This window comes from Nocardia sp. NPDC060249, from assembly GCF_042728755.1.
Lineage (GTDB): Bacteria > Actinomycetota > Actinomycetes > Mycobacteriales > Mycobacteriaceae > Nocardia.
The window spans coordinates 284,673-301,987 of the sequence record NZ_JBHXAQ010000006.1; the positions used below are offsets into that span (position 1 = coordinate 284,673).

Annotated in this window: 14 protein-coding genes; 6 read left to right on the plus strand and 8 right to left on the minus strand. The window is 70.1% G+C overall.

Translation table 11 applies throughout. The annotated features are described in order from the left end of the window. Positions 1-79: 79 nt before the first annotated feature. Complete coding sequence (locus ACFWFP_RS23010; protein ID WP_379298363.1) at positions 80-3,883, plus strand: AAA domain-containing protein; 3,804 nt, start codon at positions 80-82, stop codon at positions 3,881-3,883. An 86-nt stretch (positions 3,884-3,969) separates the two neighbouring features. Here the strand turns inward: ACFWFP_RS23010 and ACFWFP_RS23015 are convergent, their stop codons facing one another. Genes ACFWFP_RS23015 through ACFWFP_RS23030 form a run of 4 tightly spaced genes read right to left on the minus strand, consistent with a single transcriptional unit; the run spans position 3,970 to position 7,014 of the window. Continuing rightward, on the minus strand, positions 3,970-4,674 hold the full coding sequence (locus ACFWFP_RS23015; protein ID WP_379298162.1) for an ESX secretion-associated protein EspG: 705 nt from the start codon (positions 4,672-4,674) through the stop codon (positions 3,970-3,972). Further along, a complete protein-coding gene (locus ACFWFP_RS23020; RefSeq protein ID WP_379298164.1) occupies positions 4,671-5,999 on the minus strand; it encodes a WXG100 family type VII secretion target in 1,329 nt (442 codons plus the stop codon). Before ACFWFP_RS23020 ends, ACFWFP_RS23015 begins: the two co-directional genes overlap by 4 nt. Further along, on the minus strand, positions 5,992-6,390 hold the full coding sequence (locus ACFWFP_RS23025) for a hypothetical protein (protein WP_379298166.1): 399 nt from the start codon (positions 6,388-6,390) through the stop codon (positions 5,992-5,994). The genes ACFWFP_RS23020 and ACFWFP_RS23025 overlap by 8 nt, the downstream gene beginning before the upstream one ends. A gap of 18 nt (positions 6,391-6,408) precedes the next feature. Further along, the gene (locus ACFWFP_RS23030) at positions 6,409-7,014 is read right to left on the minus strand and encodes an alpha/beta hydrolase (protein WP_379298168.1); all 606 of its coding nucleotides are present in this window, start codon (positions 7,012-7,014) and stop codon (positions 6,409-6,411) included. Positions 7,015-7,226: 212 nt separating this feature from the next. On the opposite strand from ACFWFP_RS23030, the gene ACFWFP_RS23035 reads away from it, so the two are divergent. Further along, positions 7,227-8,090, plus strand: a complete 864-nt coding sequence (locus tag ACFWFP_RS23035; protein ID WP_379298170.1) for an SMP-30/gluconolactonase/LRE family protein — start codon at positions 7,227-7,229, stop codon at positions 8,088-8,090. A gap of 82 nt (positions 8,091-8,172) precedes the next feature. On the opposite strand, the gene ACFWFP_RS23040 is transcribed toward ACFWFP_RS23035, so the two are convergent. Beyond that, entirely contained in the window at positions 8,173-8,976 is an 804-nt protein-coding gene (locus ACFWFP_RS23040; RefSeq protein ID WP_379298172.1) for a hypothetical protein, read from the minus strand. 197 nt (positions 8,977-9,173) lie between these two features. Here ACFWFP_RS23040 and ACFWFP_RS23045 point away from each other — a divergent pair, with 197 nt between their 5' ends. Both ACFWFP_RS23045 and ACFWFP_RS23050 read left to right on the plus strand, forming a co-directional pair. After that, the gene (locus ACFWFP_RS23045; RefSeq protein WP_379298174.1) at positions 9,174-10,346 is read left to right on the plus strand and encodes an acyl-CoA dehydrogenase family protein; all 1,173 of its coding nucleotides are present in this window, start codon (positions 9,174-9,176) and stop codon (positions 10,344-10,346) included. A gap of 9 nt (positions 10,347-10,355) precedes the next feature. Continuing rightward, the gene (locus ACFWFP_RS23050) at positions 10,356-11,483 is read left to right on the plus strand and encodes an acyl-CoA dehydrogenase family protein (protein ID WP_379298176.1); all 1,128 of its coding nucleotides are present in this window, start codon (positions 10,356-10,358) and stop codon (positions 11,481-11,483) included. A gap of 19 nt (positions 11,484-11,502) precedes the next feature. Here ACFWFP_RS23050 and ACFWFP_RS23055 read toward each other — a convergent pair whose 3' ends face one another. Beyond that, positions 11,503-12,126 (minus strand): hypothetical protein, encoded by a 624-nt coding sequence (locus ACFWFP_RS23055; RefSeq protein ID WP_379298178.1) that lies wholly within the window; start codon positions 12,124-12,126, stop codon positions 11,503-11,505. Positions 12,127-12,381: 255 nt separating this feature from the next. On the opposite strand from ACFWFP_RS23055, the gene ACFWFP_RS23060 reads away from it, so the two are divergent. Further along, a complete protein-coding gene (locus ACFWFP_RS23060) occupies positions 12,382-12,660 on the plus strand; it encodes a hypothetical protein (protein ID WP_379298180.1) in 279 nt (92 codons plus the stop codon). 53 nt (positions 12,661-12,713) lie between these two features. Next, positions 12,714-13,541 carry a GNAT family N-acetyltransferase gene (locus ACFWFP_RS23065; RefSeq protein ID WP_379298182.1) on the plus strand — a complete coding sequence of 276 codons (828 nt, stop codon included), beginning with the start codon at positions 12,714-12,716 and terminating at the stop codon, positions 13,539-13,541. Positions 13,542-13,558: 17 nt separating this feature from the next. Here the strand turns inward: ACFWFP_RS23065 and ACFWFP_RS23070 are convergent, their stop codons facing one another. Both ACFWFP_RS23070 and ACFWFP_RS23075 read right to left on the minus strand, forming a co-directional pair. Continuing rightward, the gene (locus ACFWFP_RS23070) at positions 13,559-15,487 is read right to left on the minus strand and encodes a protein kinase (RefSeq protein ID WP_379298184.1); all 1,929 of its coding nucleotides are present in this window, start codon (positions 15,485-15,487) and stop codon (positions 13,559-13,561) included. Next, a complete protein-coding gene (locus ACFWFP_RS23075) occupies positions 15,463-17,310 on the minus strand; it encodes a protein kinase (RefSeq protein WP_379298186.1) in 1,848 nt (615 codons plus the stop codon). The genes ACFWFP_RS23070 and ACFWFP_RS23075 overlap by 25 nt, the downstream gene beginning before the upstream one ends. Between the last annotated feature and the right edge of the window lie 5 nt (positions 17,311-17,315).

Consider the following 17,315-nt stretch of genomic DNA (forward strand, 5'->3'; position numbering starts at 1 on the left):
TAGTGCGCTGGTGGCTCGCAACGCTGGTTAAGGTGATGGGCGTCGGGTGTGCGTGAACACAGGAGGGCCGCGCTTGTTCGTGTCCGGTGATCGGGTGGTCGGTGCCGTCGGCGATCTCGCGCGCGCGGCGAACTGTGAGTTCGCGGTGCTGCGTGGCATCGACGCCGCCCTCGGCAACCTGCCCGGCGTTCCCGACACGACGGCGCCCCTGATGCGCACGGCCGAGCCGTCCGCCGAACTGGTCGCCCACTTCGGTGACAGGCTGGTCCGGATCCCGTCACCTGAGGTGGTCGGCGGGGACGCCGACGCCCGGATCGCGGCGCTGACCTCCGCCGCGCAGCACACCGCGCGAGCGCTGGGCTCGGACGCCGAGGCGATCTACGGCGCGGTGTTCTTCGACGGTCGATTCGCCTGCGGTGCCGACCTTCTGGTCCGTGGTCGCGCCGGTTACACCGTGCACAGTGCTCTCGGTGAGTATTCGGTCGGCATTCCCGGTGCGCCGCATCACGGTCGCGGCACCGCACCGTCGCGGTCGGCGTGGTCGCACGTCGAGGGCGATGCGGTGTCGACCGGTCCGGCGGGAACGCCGCTGGTGGCAAACGATGTTTCGGCGTCGTCGGACGAGGAGTTCAGCGGTTTCGCCGGATCCGCTGCGGTATCTCCTGCCGACAGCCGGGTGCTGCGACGCGAATTGGCCGCGGGCCGGACGCCTTTCGAGCGCGTCGCGGCGTCGGTGCAGGCGGTCAAGGTCGATCCGGCTCGCGAATTGCTGAGTGCGCGCCTCGAATTCGCGGCGTGCGCGCAGGCACTCGCCGACGCGGGAATCGGTGTCGATCCCTCGGCGTATCTCTGGACCGCCGAGGGGGTGCGGCGTGCGGTGAGCGCGGAACTGGCGCCGGTGTATTCGGCGCGGCGGGCTCGCGTGGAGCACATCATCGAGGAGAAGCTGGCGGAATTGCTGCCGGTCCAGTGGGGTGACCCGCGCTATCTGGCGTGCGGGCGGTGTCCGAGTTGCCGTGCCGCGGCGGCGAACGCGCGAGACCTGTTGCTGGTGGCGGGGATCCGTCCCACCCAGCGGGCCAGGCTGCGTGAGGCGGGCGTGCTCACGATCGACCGTCTCGCCACCACCAGCACGCCCGTACCCGGCCTGGCTCCGCGCACGCTGGCGGCCCTGCGCAAACAAGCCGAGATCCAACTCGTCCGCGAACGCACCGGTCGCCCGGCCTTCGCCCTGCGCGACGCCACCGCGCTCGGGGCCCTGCCCGCACCGCGCCCCGGTGACCTCGCCCTGGTCATCGACCTGGACCGGCACGGCACCATGACCGGCCTCGAGCTCGCCGACGCCACCACTGTCGTCTTCCGACCGGTCGTCGCCGGTGTGGAACAGCCGAACAGCGTGAGCTACCGGCCGAGCGTGCCCGTGGGGCCGATGGACACCAATGCCGTGGTCTTCGGGCCCGGCGGTGTCGAACCCGCGAACCCGGCGGGCTATCCCAGTGCCGATCCGGCGGATGCGGACACCATCTCGTTCGCGCGCATAGTCATCGGTGACGACCCGGTCAGCGGTGACGAACCGGCGGATACGCCTGCCGCCGATCCGCGCCCGGCCGGAGTCGATGCGGTGCCGCGCAGTCCTGCCGGCCTCGACCACGCGGGCCCGTCGACGCAGGACGGGGGAGTGCTCGAGGAGCTGCTGGAGATCATCGCCGAGCATCGGGCCGCCGATCCGGATGTGCGTGTGTACCACTACGGTTCGGACATTCGCACGGCACTGCTCGATGGGGCGGGCAGGCTCGGCACCGGCGCCGATCTACTGGACGAGCTGCTGGCCGAGGGCGCGCTGGTCGACCTCGCGCCGATCGTGCGCACCGCGCTGCTGATCGGCGAACAGTCCTATGACGCGGCGGGACTCGCCGCGTTACTGCCGAATGCGCCCGGTCGGGCGGCGACGGTTCTCGGTATCCGTGACTGGCTGCTCGACCGCGCAGCCGACGCGGGAATCGCGGTGCCGGGCACGCGGTTCGCCGTCGCGGAGTCCGATGTGCCGCCGTCGTTGCACCCCGGCTCGCTGGAAGCGGCGCTGAGCGAGTTCGCCGCCGACGCGCACGGAGATTCGGCTCGTGCCGCCGCGTTGACGGCCGCGGTCCTGGGCTATCACCGGCGAGAACGCCAGCCGCGCTGGTGGGCGCATATCGATCGGCTCGGCCATCCGGTCGGCGACTGGGCCGACGCACCGGGTGTGCTCGTCGTCGAATGGGGCACCGTCGACACCAAATGGCATCGCACGCCGCAACTTCCGACAATGCGCCGCTACCTGACGCTCACCGGCAGGTTGGGCACCGGTGCGACGCTCACCCCGGGCACGCAGATGGTCACCATCTACGACGGCGCCGCCGCGGCGGGCATGACCCAGACGCTCGGCCGTCGCGCCACGGCCACCGCCACCGTGCTCGGGTGCGCCGTCGACCCGAATTTCGACGACACCGTCCGGCTGGAAGAGCTGCTTCCGGCGGGCTGCCCGCCCTACGACGACCTGCCCGCCGCCATCGCTCCCGGCCCGCCCGACGGGGAGGCCGAGATCGAGGCCGCGCTGGAATACACCGCCCAGGACCTGCTGATGAGCTTGCCGTGGGTGCCGGAGAACGCGGTCTACGATGTGCTGCTGCGTCGCGCGCCCCGGCTGCGCGACGGGATGGCGCTGCCGCAGCCCCACGACGACCTCGGCGCCGTCCTCGCCCACGCGGTGGGCGCGCTGGACGCGTCGTACCTGGCCGTGCACGGGCCGCCCGGCACCGGCAAGACCGGCATCACCGGGCGTGCGCTCGAGCGGCTCGTCACCCGCCATAAGTGGCGGATCGGGGTGGTGGCGCAATCACACGCGGTGATCGAGCGGATCTTCGACGCGGTCGTGGAAGCCGGCCTGCTGCCCGAACTCGTCGCGAAGAAGGACGTCGCCTCGGTCGGTCCGGATTGGTCGGCGATCGATGCCACCCGCTACCCGCGCTTCCTCGACAACGCCGTCAACGGTTGCGTGATCGGTGGCACCACAGCGGATTTCGTCGACGAACGACTGATCGCGCCCGGCGCCCTCGACCTGCTGGTGATCGCCGACGCGGGCGAATGCTCACTGGCCGACACCGTCGCGGTCGCGGTGAGCGCGCGCAATCTGCTGCTGATCGGCGATCCGGTACCGGCCAGGTCGCAGGCGAAACACCCGGAGCCCGTGCAGGTCTCGGCCCTGGAATGGCTGTGTGAAGGCGCGGGGACCCTGCCCGTCGAACGCGGTTACTTCCTCGACCGGACCTGGCGCATGCACCCCGCGATCTGCGAACCCGTGTCGGCCTGCTGCTACGACGGCCGGCTGCGCGCGGACGAGGCGATCACGCTGACAAGGGATCTGGCGGGGATCGCGCCCGGGGTGAGCACGGTGCTCGTCGAGCACCGCGGCAGTGCCACCGAATCCGATGCCGAGGCACGCGAAGTGGTGCGCCGGGTCCGGATCCTGCTCGGCGAGACATGGACCTCCGACGGCGGAACCCGCAAACTCCACCCGCACGACATCTTCGTGGTCGCGCCGTACGCCGCCCAGGTGGCGCGCATTCGAACGCTGCTGGCCCGTGCCAAGATCGAAGACGTGCTGGTGGGAACTCCGGACCGCTTCCGTGGTCGGGAAGCCGCGGTGGTTCTGCTGTCGATGACCACGTCGACGCCCGCTGACGCGCCCTTCGGGATGCGGCCGTTGTTGTCGCGCACCGTTATCCACGCCACTCTGTGCCGGGCGATGTGGAAGGCCATCGTCATCCGCTCGCCGTTGCTCACGGAGTATCTTCCGGACACGGCGGAAGAGTTGGCCGATCTCTCGGGGTTTCTTCGGCTCGGATAGTGCGTGGGGTGTCGGGGGTTACCCGCAGGGTGTGGGGTCTGTGACCACCCCGGTCAGGGTGGTGGGTGTGGGCGGGTGTGTGGGATTCAGACGCTGCGGAGTAGGCGGCGTAGCCATTCGACGGCGGTGTCGGGGGTGGCGGGGGTGATGTCGATGTGGCGGCTGGCGTGGACCAGGTAGCGGCCGTCGCCGGTGAGGTCGATCCAGGACAGGACGCCCGAGGGTGTGGGGTCGGTGCCTGCGGCGACGAGGATCTGGCCGATGCCGCTGCGGGGGCGCTGGAGCAGCCTGCGTATGCGGGCCGCGTCGGACGGGCCGGCGACGGGGGCGGTCACCAGGTCGCGGCTGTCCTCCTCGACCCGGGTCGCCGGTGCCGTGATGCGCGGGGTGACGCCGGGGCGTTGGGCGGGCAGCCGGGAGAATACCTGGGCGGCAAGACGTTTCGTACTGCCCACTTGGACGTGCACCGAACCGCCACGGTCGGCAGCGCTACCGGGATCCTGCACCGCGAGGACCGCGACATCCGCGGTGACCGCGCCGAGCATCCGCACCGGCGCGGGCGCGTGGCCGCAGACCTCGACCCGGATCTCGGGTTTCGCCAGCACCCGCAGGGCGGCCGCGAGGTCGGCGTCGAGGGTGCGAGCGCACCAGGCGTCGAGCGCGGGCTGCTGGGCGGCCCGTTCGACGGTGTCGCGCGCGGACGCACGGACGGCGAGCGGATAGGGGATCCGGTCGCCGTCGGTGCGCGCCCAGCTCAGCGCGAACTGGTCCGGGGTGAAGTGCCAGTTCACTCCCGTTCGGTCCACTCGCCGAGCACGGCGGGACTGGTCGGCTCCATCTTTCCGATCAGCGCGTTCACCTCGTCGGCGGGTTCGAGGTAGGTCGGTTCCTCCTCCAGGAACCGCAGGAACTCGTCCTCCTCGTCCTCGAGCTCCTCCGCCGCGTGGGTGGGTCGCGGACCACCGGACGGCCGCGACTGATCCGCGGCGGCGATCGCCCCACCCATCATTCCGCCGATCGCGCCCGCGCCCATCCCGGTGGCGGCCTCGCCACCGGACACCGAGTGATCGCCCTGCTGCCTGCCCTCGCTCGCTGCTTCGGTGGCGGTGTCGCTTGCCGTCGCGTTGCCGGCGGCGGCGGTATTCGCCGAGTGGGTCTCGTCGGCGGGCGGTGCCACCCGACCCGGTGCGGACGTAGTCGAGGGACGAGTCCGGGCGCCTACCGTCATCGCGCCGAGGGGTGCCGTGGCCGACGCCGGGGTGGTTGTGGTGCTCGCTCTGCTGGAGCCGGCAAGCGGCTGGTTCGGGGCGGTGATCGCGGCCGGGGAGCTGGTCGCCGGAGTCGTCCCGCCCGCCGCCACCGCGGCGCTCCCACTGGTCGGGAGCGCGCCGGTGCCGGTCGCGGTGGTGCCCGCTGTACCGAGGACCGGCGAAGCCCCGGCGGGCATCGTGGCGGCGGTGACGGTCGCCGGTGTCGTCGCCGACGCGACGACGACGGGCGCCTGCGGTATTCCGGCCGAGGGCGCGGCACCCGGCGACGCCACACCGGCGGCGACGGTTCCGGTCTCCGTGGCGATTCCGGTGAAGGCGGGCACGCCCGACCCGGTCGGCAGGAAGGCTCCGGCGTAGATCGTCTCCATCGCCTGCACCGCGTCGAGCCGGGCGTTCTCGGCCTCGCGGGTGATCGTGGCGTTGTTCGCGGCCTGCTCGGAGTCCAGGAGCGCGGCAGCCGGATCGGGCTGTGCCCCATCGGGTTCCGCGACGGCGGCGCGCAGGGACTCGGCGGCGTCACCGGCCTGGCTGAGCCGGACGCCGACCGCGGTCAGGACATCGGCGATGCGCCGACCGGCCTGCTCGAAGTCGCGTACGGCGTCGGAGGCCTGCTGGGCCGCCGCGCCGCGCCAGCCGTCGGCGATGGCGGCACGGATCTCACCGTGCGCGATCTCGACGCCGTCGCCGAGGCCGGTGGCGGTGGTGAGGAACGTCTCGCCCGCGCCTGCCAGCGCCGCCGGATCGAGTTGCCGTACCGCGCTGTGGATTTCGGCATGGGAAAGGTTGTCGAAGACTTCGACGACGGACACGTAGTCGACATCGGTGCGGCCGGAAATACTACGCATCGCCATCACCGGGAACCTCGATCGCGGCGACCGCGCCCGCCAGCGCCTGATCGGCCTCGCGGAAGCTCGCCCCGGCGGCGCGGAACACCGCGGCCAGGTCGCGCGCGGTGCTCGCGTAGGCGCGCAGTTCGTCGAGCGCCTCGGTGGCCTTGGACTCGAAACCGGTGCGCAGGGCACCGCCCGAGGGGAGGCCGCCGAAACCGGGGATGACAGCGGTCCCGCTGAGCACCCGCACCTGGGCCTCGACTTCGTCGGCCAGCCGTTCGTAGCGCAGCGCGCAGCGTTCGGGCGCGCCGTCGGCGACGAGCACCCCGTCGATCCACAGCCCGCCCTCGTCGACGGCTTGGCCAAGGGCCGCCGTATTCGGCAGCCCCGTTCGATTCGGTTGCACCGGTTCCCCCTTCGTCGTTCATCGCACCGCGGTGAGTACCCACTCCGCGATATCGGCCGCCACGCGGTGCTGCACCGGTTCGTGCAACAGGTCGTGTCCGGCGTCGGCGTACTCGCGCAAATCTACCGATCGGTGCCGTGCTGTCCATAGCCGGATTACATCGATGGGTGCCCGCCGGTCGTCCACGCCGTGCACCGCGAGTAGCGCGAGACCGGGCGCCGGCGCGAGGTCGGCGACGCGGCGCGGAGTACCGCACAGGATGAGTCCGGCCAGGTCAGCGGAGTTTTCGCGGGCGAGGTTCATGGCGGTCACGGCGCCGAGGGAGTGCCCCATCAACACCGGCGGGTCCGGGTGATCGGCCCGGACGAGTTCGAGAAATCCCCGCGCGTCGGCGGTCAGCTCGTCGATGGTGCCCGGCGCGCCGGGATCGCCCTCGCTCAGTCCCTGCCCCGAGGTGTCGAGGGCCCACAGCTCGATCCCGGCGGGCATCAACGCCGCGGCGAAGCGGTGATAGTGCCCGCTGTGCTGACCGGTACCCGGCAGTAGCGCCAGCCTCGCCGCCGGCTGGTCGACGGACCAACACCGGCAGTGCAATCGTCCACGCTCGCTGTCGAAATAGGGCACCTGTCGATTATCGCTGGCGGTCCGATCGAATTGTCATGGGAGACAGCACTAGTACGTGGCGCCCCGTGCTGGGAACCGCAGGTGACGTGGGCTGCACACGGTGAGCCCGGAGCCGTTAGACTTCGCGCGTCGAACTGGGTCAACAGAGTCGAGGGTTACAGATGTTGTCGTTCCGTCGTTGCGTCGTCCGTGTTGTGGTCGGTGCGGCTGTCGTGACCAGCGCCTCGCTCGGTTCCGGCGCCGTCGCGGGCGCCGCCCCGCTGTCACTGTGCGGACAGGCGCGCCAGGACGTCGCGATCAGGTCGAGTGTGCCGCTGCTGGACTGGTCGGAGAACTTCGGTATCGACGCCCAGGGTGACCTGTGGGTTTCGCGAATCATGCGCGGCGAGGTGCAGCGCTACGACCGCGACGGGCGCCTGACCGCCACGGTGGCCGTGCCCTCGCCCGGTGCCGTGCGACTCGGTCCCGACGGCTTGCTGTACGTGGTCACCGGCAACTCGCCGCTGGCCGGTTCGGGCGGCATCGTGCGCTTCGACCCTGCGGCCGCGCGGCCGAACCCTGTCGCCTTCGCCACCGGCTTCCCTCAGCCCAACGGCGCGGCCTTCGACGCCGACGGCAATCTGTACGTGACCACCGGCAACGGGCTGCACCGCCTGCGCCGCGACGGCAGCGAGGACATGGACTGGTGGACGGCCGTCAGCATCGAGGGACCCAACGGTGTTGTGGTGTCGGGTGACTCGGTCTACGTCACCGCGAATTTCGTGGGGGCGGAGGGGCCCGTCGGTCGCGTATTGCGACTCTCGCGTACCCATCCGGGAGCACCGACCACGGTCGCCGACCTGACCTCGTTCGGCACACTGCCCGATTTCGTCGACGACCTGGTCGTCCGTGACGGCGCCCTGTACGTCACGACGCTGGCCGGGCACCTCGTCCGCGTCAACCCGAACACCGGCACCGCCTGCACCGTCGTCGCCACCCAGCCGCTCACCGCCGTCGTCGCCGATCCGGCCGACCCTTCGGCGCTGCTCGCGGGCTCCGAGGAAGGCACGGTCCTGCGCATCCGCCCGATCGGCTGACGCAACCGGCGCGCCCGGATATCGGGCTGCCGTTGTCCGGTCGGCGAATTCGTCCGTCGACCGTGGGCTTACCGGAAGCGGCTCAGCCGCCGACGTTGGCCGCCGCGGGCGGGGCCGGGGGAGCGGGCGCCGGGGCCGGCTGGGGCGTTTCGACCGGAGCGGGCGCCGGAGCCTTCGATGTCGGTGCGCCAGAGGAGGATTCACCCGAGCCGGGGCTCACGGCCTGCGGTTCGGGGGCGGGCGGAGCCGCGGGGGCTTCGGGGACGACCACCGGCAGATCGGGCACCACGAACGTGCCGACGGTCGGGGTCATCACGCAGCGGACGCCCGCGTAGTCGATGGTTCCCCACATGGAGGCGACCACCGTGCCCGCACCGCTGTGCACCGTCTTCGACAGTGACGGCAGATCGAACTCGGTCTGGTCGTCGAGACCGACAATGCCGCTCTGACCGTTGTTGACGTTGACCCACGCGACACTCAGACCCGAAGCCAGCGGCACGCCGGTGTGGCGCGGGCTCGCGCTGAAGCGGATATCGCCGGGCGTCAGGCTCGTGGCGGTGCGCGGGCCCGGCCCTTCGAACGACGCCGCGGCGATGATCGTGGTGATCGGGCCGTTGCTGCCGCAGCCGAACGTGGGGGCGGCGTAGGTGAAGGGGGTGAACTGCGTCGAGATGTCCCGCAGGGCGTCGACGCCGACGATGCCGGTGAAGCTCGCGATCGCGCCCACCCCGGCCTTCGCCGTCGTGTCGTCGCCGGCGAGGTGGGTGAGTTGGCCGATCGCGTCGTCGGTGGGCGTCGCGATCGCGCTCGGGGCCAGCAGGGCCAGCGCGCCGATGCTCGCCGCGGTGACGACCGCTGCTCTACCTGCGATGGATCTGCCGTTCACCCGTGACTCCTCGATGGATGCTCGTCGCCGGATAGTCCGGTTCGTCTGGCAACGTACCAGGTCGTCGCACGGGTCGCCGAGCCGCCGACGCCGCGGTGGGCGCCGCTGGAGCACCCATCGCGTGTGATGTAGTCGACACCGGGGATTACCGAAGGGTAGGTTTCTCTTCGACGGCTACGAGTGACTGGGAGACCCGTATGAAGTTAGCCCTGTCCCCGGAAGAGGTCGCTTTCCGCGACGAGCTCCGGCATTTCTACGCGACCGAGATCCCCGCCGACATCCGCGATCGGGTGAAGCACGGCCAGGATCTGTCCCGCGAGGACATCGTCACCGCGAACAAGATCCTCAACGACAACGGCCTGTGCGTGCCGAACTGGCCGGTGGCCTGGGGCGGCAAGGACTGGACGCCGATGCAGCGCCACATCTGGCTCGACGAGATGCAGCTGGCCTCGGTGCCGGAGCCGCTCACGTTCAACGCCTCGATGGTCGGCCCGGTGATCGCCCAGTTCGGGTCCGAGGAGCTCAAGCAGCGTTTCCTGCCGCCCACCGCCGCGCTCGACATCTGGTGGTGCCAGGGCTTTTCCGAACCCGACGCGGGCTCGGACCTCGCGTCGCTGCGCACCACGGCGGTGCGCGACGGCGACTCCTACATCGTGAACGGCCAGAAGATCTGGACCACGCTCGGCCAGTACGCCGACTGGATCTTCTGTCTCGTGCGCACCGACCCGAACGCGCCGAAGAAGCAGGCGGGCATCTCCTTCCTGCTCTTCGACGTGAAGTCGCCCGGTGTCACCATGCGCCCGATCAAGCTGATCGACGGCAGCTACGAAGTCAACGAGGTGTTCTTCGAGAACGTCCGGGTGCCCGCCGATCAGCTGGTCGGCGAGGAGAACCAGGGCTGGACCTACGCCAAGTATCTGCTCGGCAACGAACGCACCTCCATCACCGGCGTCGGCAAGACCAAGGTCAAGCTCGGCCTCGCCAAGGACTACGCCCGCGCCACCAGGACCGGGCGCGGCACGCTGCTCGACGACCCGGTGTTCGCGGCGCGGCTGGCCGAGCTGGAGAACGAACTGCTCGCCCTGGAACTGACCCAGCTGCGCGTGGTCTCCAATTCTGTGGAGGGCAAGCCGAATCCGGTGTCCTCGGTGCTCAAGCTCAAGGGCACGGATTTGCAGCAGGCCGCCACCGAACTGCTGCTCGACGTCGCGGGCGCCGACGCGCTGCCGGTCGACGCCGACGACATCGCCTCGCCCGCGTGGGCCCAGCACACCGGCCCCGGCTACCTGAACTACCGCAAGGTGACCATCTACGGAGGCTCGAGCGAGGTTCAGCGCTCGATCATTTCCTCCACGATCCTCGGATTGTGAGGCGCTGACATGGAACTCGCACTGACCGAAGAACAGACGATGCTGCGTGACACCGTGCGCGAACTGCTGCACCGGTTCTACGACAGCGAAGCCCTCACCAAGAGCGGCGACACCGACCCCGGCTGGAACCGCACGGTCTGGAAGCAACTCGCCGACCTCGGGGTGCTCGGGCTGACCATTCCCGAGGAGGACGGCGGCGTCGGCGCCGGCCCGGTCGAGGCGATGCTGGTGCAGGAGGAACTCGGACGCGCGCTGGCCCCGGAACCGGTGCTCGACTCGGTGGTGATCCCGGCCGAACTGCTGCGGCTGGCAGGCAGCGCCGGGCAGCGTCAACGGCTCTTGCCCGCGCTGGCCGAGGGAACCATCCTGCTCGCCTTCGCCCATGCCGAACCCGGCCTGCGGTGGCCGTCGACGGAGCTCACCACCACCGCGGTGGCCCAGGGCGACGAATACGCGCTGACCGGCGTGAAGAATCCGGTGCTGCGCGGTGATGTGGCCGACGAGGTGATCGTCAGCGCGCTGCTGCCCGGCGGCGCGACCGGGCTGTTCCTGGTCGACCCGAATCAGGACGGCGTGCACCGACGCACGTACCGCACCTTCGACGGCCGTCGCGCCGCGCAGTTCGACTTCGACAACGCGACGGGCGTACTGCTCGGCGATACCGCCGACGCCGCCGAGACGATCGCCCTGACCCAGGGTTACGCGCAGGCGGCGCTGTGCGCGGAGTCGGTCGGGGCGATGGAGATCGCGCTCACGCTCACCACCGAATACCTCAAGACCCGCAAGCAGTTCGGGGTCACGCTGTCGAAGTTCCAGGTGCTCACCCAGCGTGCGGCGGACTGCTACGTCTCGCTGGAACTGGCCCGCAGCATGAGCCTGTACGCGACGGCGGCGCTGGCCGACGGCGGCAACGATCCGGCGGTCGCGTCACGGGCCCGGTTGCAGGTGGGTAAGTCGGCCGAGCACATCGGCCAGGAGGCGATCCAGATGCACGGTGGCATCGGCGTCACCGCGGAGTACCCGGTGAGCCACTACGTCGCCCGGTTGACCGCGATCGGGCAGACGCTCGGTGGGGCGCTGGAACATCGGCGAGAGCTGGCCGATCGGATCGGCGAGTACGACCTGGTAGAGCTGTAGCTCTTGCACCACCGTTGTGTCAGCCCTCGACGGTAGTGGGGGCCGGGGTTTCGGTGCTCGTCGCGGCCTCGGTGGTCGTCGCGGTGGTCGGTGTGGCGCCGGTGTCGGCCGGGGTCGGAGTCGCGCGGTCGAAGGCGTGGGTCGGCGGATAGTCCTCGGACGCTTCGTCATCGCCCACGCGGGGCGGGGTGACGGTGCGGGTCGGGTTCTGCCGGGTGGGGATCTGCGGCCGGGTGGTGGTCGTCGGCTCGTCTTCGGTGGTCTCCGGCGGCCGCGTCGTCGTCTCGGCAGGCCGCGATTCCGTCGTCGCCTCGGCCGGGCGGGGCTCGGGCGCCGGTTCGCCCTCGGGCGGTGGCGTTTCCGACGGCGAGGTCTCGGTGGAGCTGAGGCTGAACGGTTTGCGCGGCGACATGTACGGCGCGATCCGCCAACTGGGCGACGGCGGGATCGGGATGTGCACTGTCGTCGAGGTGGGCTCGTCCGCCGGCCGCGCCGGGGCGGCGGCCAGATCCGCGCTCAACGGCGGCGCCGGCACGTAGACATCCTGCTGCCCGACACCGCACGCACCGATGATGATCAGTCCGAGCGACACCGCGCCAACAGCGACTGCCGGACCCACGAACTTGGCCCTGCTGTTATCCATCGCCTGTTACTCCTCGTCGGCTTCGAGATCGCCTCACAGTAGTGCAGGTCGGGCCAAAGAGCGCATTTTAAACGTTAGTGGTCCAGATATCGGATTGATCAATTCAGCGTGTCGTGGGGACGTGTCGCGCGCGTTCGACGTCGCCGAGTCGTAGCGTGTGTGAGCAAAGTTACGCATGAGACGTCCGGAACGTTACCCCTGACGCGCGAGGTTGCGCGGCGCAAGTATCTGATCGGCGTCATCGAGGAGAATCTCATGGGAGCACTCTCGACATCCCGGCTGGAAACCGCGGCGGCGAACACCGATTCGGCCACCGTCGGGCATCTTTCGTCGACACCGCCCGGCAACCGCACCTTCGCGGTGGCCGCGCGGATCATGGGCTGGTTGTTCTTCGTCGGCGGTCTCGTCGGCGCCGGCCTCGGGATCGCGGGCCTGCACGTGGAGATCACCGTCGCCGGGCTGATCCTGGCCTGTACGGCTGGACTCATCTTATTGAAGCTGCGCACCGATCGGGACATCCCCGAAACAACCTGAGACACCTCATAATTCGAATGCGGTCGCGGGTGTGACGGCTTACCGTCGGTGTGGTGCGCATCGACATCACCACTGACGCGGCCCGGCTTCTGGTCGAGGCGGAACCGTTCCTGCAGTGTGACCCGCTGCGACACACGGTGATTGCGAGTACCCTCACCAATCTGATCTCGGGCAGATCCGGCTCGATGGTGACGCAGTTCCTGAGTGTCCGCGACCAGGCGGGTGTGGTCGTCGGTCTCGCGCAGAGCACGAATGGCGCCATCTACCTGGGCGAGCTGCCCCCGCACAGCATCTCGGCCGTCGCCGATGCCTTCGTGGCGTCCGACACCACGGCGCGCAGCGTCGAAGGCGAGCGGTCCGACGCCGCTCTCTTCGCGGAACACTGGTCGAAGACCACCCGCGGTACCTACCGCGAGAAATACACGACCCGCCTGTTCCGCCTGGGTTCCTTGCACCTGCCAGAGGCACCCGGCGCGCCTCGCCAGGCCACCGTCGACGATCTGGACCCATGCCTGGCGATGCTCGAGAATTTCAGGGTGGAAATCGACGGGCCGCGTCGACTCGACGAGACGGCTGTGCGCAACCGCCTCGAGGCCGGAGCATCGTGGTTGTGGGAGCACAACGGCACGCCGGTCACTCTGGTCGCCCGGCAGACGGCGGTCTTCGGCTGGGCCAGGATCGGCCCGGTCTACACGCCACCGCCGTTCCGGGGCAACGGCTTCGCGAGCGCGCTGACGGCGACGGTCGCCGGTCGGATTCGCGCGGAAGGCGCCGATGTCTGCCTGTTCACCGACCTGGCCAATCCGACCTCGAACAAGATCTATCAGCGAATCGGCTTCGAGCCCGTGCGCGACTTCGTGCACTACACGCTGACCGCCTGATGGGCGCGAACGCGTGCCTAGACCAGCGGGGCGGAGCGCCACCAATCCAGCACCTGGGCCTCGTCGGCGATGAAGCCGCGGCTGTACATGAGCATGGTGGCGCGGGCCGGGTCGCCGTCGAAGCGGGTGACCATGCGCGGTGACTTCGCCTGACTGCCGTGCAGGACGAAGTTCGTGTAGTCGCGGTCGGTGTGGGTCATGGGGCGCGCGTCGTTGGCGGGTAGGCCCGCGATCGCTTGCGCGGCCAGTCCCGCGGAGGGATAGAGGAAGAACTCGTAGGTGGCCTTGTTGCCGCCGCCGAAGCAATGCCACATGACCGACCAGTCGCCCATGTCCGCGTCGTCGGAATCGCGGCTGGCGGTCGCGCGGTCGTAGGCGAAACAGCCCGCGTTGCCCAACCCCGAACCGGCATGGACCAGGTTGCTCGCCGAGGTGGCGGGCAGCATGCGGGGGAACTCGTCGCTGAGCTTGGCCGCGTTGGCGCCGATGACCCGTCGGTCGCTCGTCGGCGGGGTGGTCGACGTCGGACGCTGGGGGGCGGAGGTCGCCGCCTCGACCGACGATGTGGTGACCGTGGAGGTTTCGGAACCCGGCCCGCCCGACGCACCGGCGTTGCCGTCGTCGCCGAACGCGGTCACGAGAATCCAGCCGAGGAAGATCACGGCCGCGATCATCGCCAGCCAGCCGATCGGCGATCCCTCCCAGCGGGATTTACGCTTCTTGCCGAGATACTCCTCGGCGACCGAAGGACGCCCGTCCCTCGCCCGGGAATTCCCGGCGTCGCGGGGACGCTGAGCGAGGGCGTTCGGGGCGCTCGCGGGGCCGTTCGGCCACGAAGGACCGGACTGCGCGGCCCACGATCGGCTGCCGGGCCCGGCAGGCCACGACTGGCCGTAACCCGCGGGCGCGGGTTGTCCGCCCGCGGCCCACGGCTGCTCGGGACCGGTCGCGCCCGGCCATGGCGTCTGTCCGCCAAGCGAATTCGGGTCGGTCCGGCCGGCGATCGGGTACCCGGCACCGGGAGTGTACGGCGAGTTCGGCGGGTAGGTTCTGGTGGGCGCCGACCCGTGGAGCTGCTGCGGGGGAGCGTGCCCGGCCAGGGCGTGGAGCGCGGCGGCGGCGAACTCGGCGCAGGTGGCGAAGCGTTCTTCGGGTCGCTTGGCCATGCCACGGGCGATGACCGCGTCCAGTGCCGGGGTGATGCCCGAGCGCAGGGCACTCGCGCGGGGCGGGGGTTGCTGGAGGTGGCCCTGGATCACCGCGACGGGATTGGTGGCGTCGAAGGGGGTGGATCCGGTCAGTAGGCGAAAGAGAGTGCAGGCCAGGGAGTACTGGTCGGCGCGGCCGTCGAGGGTGATACCGGAGAGCTGCTCGGGGGATGCGAAAGCCAGGGTGGCGGTGAAGGTTCCGGTCTGGGTCAGTTTGGCGGCATTGTCGTCGTGCAGGCGGGCGATGCCGAAGTCGGTGAGGTAGACGCGTTCGGTGCCGTCGACCGGTTCGATCAGGATGTTGGCGGGTTTCACGTCGCGGTGCAGCACGCCACGGCTGTGCGCGAAGTCCAGTGCCGCGGCGGTTTCGGCGACGATGCGGACCGCGCGCGCCGGGTCGACGGGCGAGGGCAGCGACGACGCGTCGGAGCCGTCGATGTAGCGCATCGAGATCCACAGCTGGTCGTTCTCGACGCCCCGGTCGTACACGGTGACGATGTTCGGGTGTTCGAGCTGCGCCACGAGATCGGCCTCGCGTTCGAACCTGGCTTTGATCTCGTTGTCGAAGAACAATTCCCGGTTCAGCAGCTTCATCGCGGTGCGCCGTGGCAGCCGCGGATGGCGCGCCAGGTACACCGAGCCCATGCCGCCACGGCCCAGCAATCGTTCGATGGTGTATCCGGCGAAAACGCCGCCCTCGTCGTACATCGCGGTCAGTTCAGCGGGGCCGAGCGCCACCAGCGCAGCACTTCGTCGGCCGTGCCGTAGCCGTCGGTGTACATCAGGAACTGGGCGCGGCCGGGGTTGCCGGTGAACTGCGTGATGATCTTGTTCCCATTGTCGGTGTACTTGTAGTTGGTGTACTGCTTGCCACCGTTGCTGTCGGTGGACTTGGTGTTGGCAGGCAGGCCGTCGAGCACCGCCTTGGCGTCGGCGGCCGAGTTGAAGGCGTAGATCCGGTAGAACGGATCGTCGCTGTCGCCGCCGCCGAAGCAGCTCCACAGGTGCACCCAGGCGCCGAAATCGGGTTCGCCTTCCGCGGGCGACGGGGGGTCGCTGCTGTCGGTCTCCCAGCAGGTGGCGCCGTTGTACCCGGTGGAGTCGTCGACCGTGGCGGGCACGATCCGGCCGAACTCGGCGCTGATGGCGTCGGCGCTCGGGGTGATGTAGGCGGCCGCCGACGTGGTGGTCGTGCGGTCGCCGCCGCCCGCGTCGTCGCCGCTGGCCGCGATGCCGATACCGATCAGCAGCACGATCACCAGAATCACCGCGACGACGATGCCGATGATCAACCCCGTGTTCGACGACTTCGACGGCCGCTGCCCCTGCGGATACTGGGCGAAACCGCCGGCCTGTGGCCGCGGCGCGGACTGGTACTGCGGGCGCGACTGCTGGGTGTAGGGCTGGGAAGCGCCGGTGGGCGACTGGTTCATCGGACGCTGGGTGCCCATCGGGCCACCGGTCATCGGCCCCTGTGCGGCGCCGGTCATGCCCTGCGCCGTCCCCATCGGAGCGCCGGTCGTCGGGCCGTGCGCGGTGCCCATCGGAGCGCCGGTCATCGGGCCCTGGGCGGTGCCCATCTGGCCACCGGTCATCGGGCCCTGCGTGGCAACGGGATACGGCGGACCGGCCTGCGCGATCGCGCCACCCGTGGTGGGCCGCCCGGCGATCGGCAGCGCCCCACCGGTGCCCGGTCGTGGACCGACGATCGGCATCGCGGGTGCGCTCGGGCTGTTCAGCGCCTCGATCGCGGCCTCGGCGAAGTCCGAACAGGAGTCGAACCGGTCGTCGGGCCGCTTGGCCATCGCCTTGGCGAGCACACCGTCGAGCGCGTAGGACAGGCCGGGCCGGACGCTGCTCAGCGTGGGCGGCGGCTGCTGGAGATGGCCCTGGATCACCGCGGCCGGGTTGGTCGCCGCGAACGGGCCCGAACCGGTGAACAGCCAGAACAGCGCGCAGGCAAGGGAATACTGGTCGGACCGGTGGTCCAGCGCGGCGCCGGTGAGCTGTTCGGGGGAGGCGTAGGCCAGCGTCGCCGTGAAGGTGCCCGTCTGGGTGAGGTGGCCGGTGTCGTCGCGCAATCGGGCGATGCCGAAGTCGGTGAGGTAGACGCGTTCGCCACGGCCCGCGCCCGAGCGGGCGAGCAGGATATTGGCCGGTTTCACGTCGCGGTGCAGCACACCCATGCCGTGCGCGTAGTCCAGCGCGTCGGCGGTTTCCTTCACGATCTGCAGCGCGCGGGCGGGCGGCAGCGTCTGCGGATCCACCGATGCCGCGTCGACGCCGTCGATGAACTGCATGGAGATCCACAGCTGTTCGTCGTCGTGCCCGCGGTCGTACACGGTGACGATGTTCGGATGATCAAGGCGCGACACGAGATCGGCCTCCCGCTCGAATCGCGCCCGCACCTCGGCGTCGAAGAACATCTCGCGATTGAGCAACTTCAGCGCCGTCATCCGCGGTAGGCGTGGGTGCTTGGCCAGATAGACCGAACCCATGCCACCACGGCCGAGCTGCCGTTCGATGACGTAGCCGGCGAAGACATCTCCGTTGGCCAGCATGTCTG